Genomic DNA, 3,995 nt, shown 5'->3' on the forward strand with positions numbered 1-3,995 from the left:
TGCACGGCTTCACCTTCGCGCTGCTGCACCTGGCCTGCATGGATGTGATCGGCCGCTCCGTACCCCGCCAGCTCGCGGCGACCGCGCAGGCGTTCTACGCAACCATCGCCATGGGCGCGATGTATGCCGTGGTGACGCTGGCTGCCGGTCCGCTATACGAGGTCTGGGGTGCCCGCGCGTTCTGGTTCATGGCGGCGATGTGCGCGCTGGCATTGCCGGTGGCCAGAACCCTCTCACTGCGCGGCGAGTAGTTTCAACGTCCGGTCGTCGGCTGTGCCGCCAAAATACTTCGCCAGGGCGGCCGCAAACATCGGCTCCCCCGGCGCCACATGGCCGAACAGCGTCATCGACGAGCGGAATTTCAAATCGTCGGGCGACGAGAAAATCTCATGCGCCGTGCGGCCGCCAACCCCGTTCACCGTCTCGGTGCACGCGACGAGCCGTGGCCCCAGCACCGGATGAGCCAGGTAAGCCCTCGCCTCCTCGACATCGGCAATACCGAACCGCCGCGCCGTCGCGCTGCGGCCCAGCGCCCTCAGTTGCGGGAAGATGAACCACATCCAGTGCGTGGTCTTTCGCCCGGCGCGGAGCTCGGCGAGAACCTCGGCGTAGATCGGACCTTGCGCTGCAATGAAATGCTCGAACATGCGGCGAGATTACCATGCCCTTCCGCCACGGCATTACCGAACCTCTCCAGACCCGGACAGGTTTTTCATCCATCGTGTCGATTCCGGATTATCCCGGTCGTCGTGTGGGTAGACGGCGCAAGGAACGCGCCGGGGACAACAGGAGAGTGATGATGAGAACTGCCCTTCTTAGTGCCGCCCTAGCCATCGGAGTTGCTGTCATGAGCCCTGCTGCACAAGCCGAGACCGCCTCGATCAACGGGCTCGAGATGTACTACGAGGTCCACGGCGAAGGCGAACCGCTAGTGCTGCTGCACGGCGCCTACATGTCGATCCCATCCAACTGGGATGGCCTCATCCCCACCCTGGCCAAGGACCACAAGGTGATCGCCGTCGAGCTGCAGGGCCATGGCCGCACTACCGATCGCGACACCCCCATCACCTACGAGGGCATGGCCGCCGATGTGGTAGCGCTGCTCGACCAGCTCAACATCGAGAAGGCCGCGCTGTTCGGCTATTCGATGGGCGGCGCCGTCGCCATCCGCGTGGCGATCGATCACCCCGAGAAGGTTTCCCGCATCGTCGCCGCCTCGGCTGGCTACATCTACAACGAGGAGGTGATGGGTCCCGATTTCATGAAGATGATCGACACCATTACCCCCGAGATGTTCAAGGACACCCCGTTCTCGGCCGAATACCTGCGGCTCTCGCCGCATCCGGAGAAGTTCCCCGAGCTGGTCGAGAAGCTGAAGCAGCTCGATCGCAACACCTTCGACTGGTCGGCGGAGTTCGCGAGGATCAGTGTCCCCTCGCTCTATATCTATGGCGACGCCGATATCATCGGGCTCGACTACATCGCGAGGCACCACAAGGCCGCCGGCGGCATCGTCAACGGCGACATGGCGGGCCTGCCCAAGACCCAGCTGCTGGTGCTGCCCGGCACCAGCCATATCGGGGTGTTCTTCAACCCTGCCAATGTCGAGATCCTGAAGGCCGTGGTGCCGGTGTTCCTCAACCAGAAGCTGCCGCAGCCGCCCCAGCCCATGCCGTCCTGACCTGACGCAGTCCGCGAACAGGGGCCGGCAGGGAACTGCCGGCCCTTTTGCCTGCCGTGAACCCCGCATTCATCCTTACGGAGTTTCCTTGCCGCCGTGAATCGGCGGGCGTGGAACCCTTCGCCGCGGGTGATTTGGGGGGCGGCGATGGCGGAAATCGAGCGGTTCGGGCTACGGCGGAGCGATCCGCAAGTCCTGGCCTCGCTGCAGCGAGCCGCCACCCGCCGGCGCAGCAAGGCCCGCTGGACCACGCTGTGGCTGATGCTGCTGGCCTTCGCCGCCAGCGCCGCGGTGGCGAGCCTCGTGCTCGGGGCACTGCCGGTGCGGTTGCCGGGGATCGCTGCCCCGTCGGTGCCGATGGTCACCGCCAGCTTCCCGGTCTGCCGCGCCGGGGCGCGGCAGACCTGCGTGGTCGATGGCGATACGTTCTGGCTCGAGGGCACGAAATACCGCATCGCCGATATCGACACGCCCGAGGTGCAGGGCTTTGCCTGTCCGGCGGAAAAGGCCCTGGGCGACCAGGCGACGCGCCGCCTCACCGCACTGCTCAATGCCGGCCCGTTCGTTCTCGAGCCGGCCGATCGCGACGAGGACCGCTATGGCAGGAAGCTCCGGGTGGTGACCCGCGGCGGCGCGTCGCTCGGGGGGCAACTGGTCAGCGAGGGTCTGGCGCACCGCTGGGACGGGGCTCAACACCCATGGTGCTGAGGGCACCATCGTCCCCTCCACCACCGGCGGTTGGAAGGGTTTCCGCTCCTGACATGCCCTGTCAGGAGCGGTAGGTGACACTGCCTCACCAACCCAGGAGACCCCGATGACCAGCATCGCCACCTGCCATTGCGGCGGCACCCGGATCGAATTGCCGGACACGCCGACCCATGCCACCTCGTGCACCTGCACGTTCTGCACCAAGTCGGGTGGGCTCTGGTCCTACTACCCGCCGGAAGCGCCGAAGATCCTGTCCGACACCCACGGCGCGGTCTATTCCGTCACGGGCTACAACAAGCACCATTTCTGCGCCAACTGCGGCTGCGCTACGTACGGCGTCAGCCCGGACTGGTCGCTCGGCGACACCGAGGTGCCCGAGAAGCTGAAATTCGCGATCAACACCCGGCTGCTGGATGACTTCGACCTCAAGGCATTGGTGGTAACGGAGATCGACGGCCGGAACCTCTGGTAGGCCGGACCGGAACTGCCCGGCGCCTCCCTTCCCTTGTGGGAAGGGACCGAGGGTGGGGGTGGCCCCCCACCTGCGTCGTCCGCCCGCCATCTGCCCTGGCGCCCGAAGCCCGCCCAGGGTTCCCCCCTCGAAAAGCTTCTGTTAATAGAGGCACATGTTCAGGGCCCCCGCTCTTTCTTGCGCCGTGCGCATGGTGCTTGCCGCGCCCGCCCTTGCCGGGCTGGTCGCGGGCTGCTCGATGGCGGGCCTGCCGGCCTTCAAGCCGGCCTCGCCGGCGGCGGTCGCTTCGGTCGCGCCGGTCCCCGAAGTCCGTCCCGAAGACGAGGCGTTCCTGCCGATGGCCTTCGCCGAGGCGCCGGTGCGCACGCCATCGTCCGGCGTCGACGGGCTGATCGCCAAGTATGCGGCGGTCTACGATGTCCCCGAGCAACTGATCCGCCGGGTGGTGGCGCGCGAGAGCGGCTTCAACCCGGCCGCCCGCCACGGGCCGTATTACGGCCTGATGCAGATCCGGCACGATACGGCGAGGTCGATGGGCTATCGCGGCAGCGCCTCGGGCCTGCTCGATGCCGAGACCAATCTCAAATACGCGGTCAAGTACCTGCGCGGCGCCTATGTCGTTGCCGGCTACAATTCCGACGGCGCCGTGCGCTACTACGCCCGCGGCTACTACTACGACGCCAAGCGCCTCGGCCTGCTCGACGCCGCGGGCCTGCGTTAGGGCGCCCCATCGCCGATGTGGCTGTCGATCACCTTCCCTTGTGGGAGAAGGTGATCGGAGCAGGTGCCCCGCGAGAGCGCCTCACTCTGTTCGGGAGCCATCGCAAACAGGGAGCGGCGCTTTCAGCGGCGGTGACGCCGGTGGTCGTACGGCGTCCCTTTGGGGGCGCCGCGGAAGTCCTCTCGCTCGCGCGGGAGGGATTTGAAACTCAGCTCTCGATGGCGAGGCGGACCAGTTCGGCGGTGTTGCGGGCGCCGATCTTTTCCATGATGTGCCGGCGGTGCACCTCGACGGTGCGGTAGGACAGCCCGAGATCGACTGCGATCTCCTTGTTGGTGCTGCCATCGACGACATATTGCAGGATCTGCCGCTCGCGGTAGGTCAGGGTGCCGAACCCCTTAACCGTGACGGTG

At 66.4% G+C, this 3,995-nt stretch carries 6 protein-coding genes and 1 pseudogene; 5 read left to right on the forward strand and 2 right to left on the reverse strand.

Annotated elements, in window-relative coordinates:
• On the forward strand, positions 1 to 251 hold a 251-nt coding region (locus tag JWQ89_RS05290; protein WP_299639053.1), incomplete at its 5' end, for an MFS transporter.
• On the opposite strand, the gene JWQ89_RS05295 is transcribed toward JWQ89_RS05290, so the two are convergent.
• Entirely contained in the window at positions 234 to 647 is a 414-nt protein-coding gene (locus JWQ89_RS05295; protein ID WP_299639055.1) for a DUF1810 domain-containing protein, read from the reverse strand. The two genes, JWQ89_RS05290 and JWQ89_RS05295, sit on opposite strands and share 18 nt — an antisense overlap.
• Positions 648 to 847: 200 nt before the next feature.
• Here JWQ89_RS05295 and JWQ89_RS05300 point away from each other — a divergent pair, with 200 nt between their 5' ends.
• The 4 genes and pseudogenes from JWQ89_RS05300 to JWQ89_RS05315 form a co-directional block, all read left to right on the forward strand.
• Positions 848 to 1,681, forward strand: a complete 834-nt coding sequence (locus tag JWQ89_RS05300; protein ID WP_299639056.1) for an alpha/beta fold hydrolase — start codon at positions 848 to 850, stop codon at positions 1,679 to 1,681.
• Positions 1,682 to 1,828: 147 nt separating this feature from the next.
• Positions 1,829 to 2,389 carry a thermonuclease family protein gene (locus tag JWQ89_RS05305; protein ID WP_299639057.1) on the forward strand — a complete coding sequence of 187 codons (561 nt, stop codon included), beginning with the start codon at positions 1,829 to 1,831 and terminating at the stop codon, positions 2,387 to 2,389.
• 106 nt (positions 2,390 to 2,495) lie between these two features.
• Positions 2,496 to 2,861, forward strand: a complete 366-nt coding sequence (locus tag JWQ89_RS05310) for a GFA family protein (protein ID WP_299639058.1) — start codon at positions 2,496 to 2,498, stop codon at positions 2,859 to 2,861.
• Positions 2,862 to 3,150: 289 nt separating this feature from the next.
• Positions 3,151 to 3,582: pseudogene (locus JWQ89_RS05315) on the forward strand (lytic transglycosylase domain-containing protein); the annotation flags it as partial.
• A gap of 208 nt (positions 3,583 to 3,790) precedes the next feature.
• On the opposite strand, the gene JWQ89_RS05320 reads toward JWQ89_RS05315, so the two are convergent.
• A partial coding sequence (locus JWQ89_RS05320; RefSeq protein ID WP_299639059.1) for a LuxR C-terminal-related transcriptional regulator occupies positions 3,791 to 3,995 on the reverse strand: 205 nt, incomplete at its 5' end.

The organism is Devosia sp., assembly GCF_028290645.1.
Classification (GTDB): domain Bacteria; phylum Pseudomonadota; class Alphaproteobacteria; order Rhizobiales; family Devosiaceae; genus Devosia_A.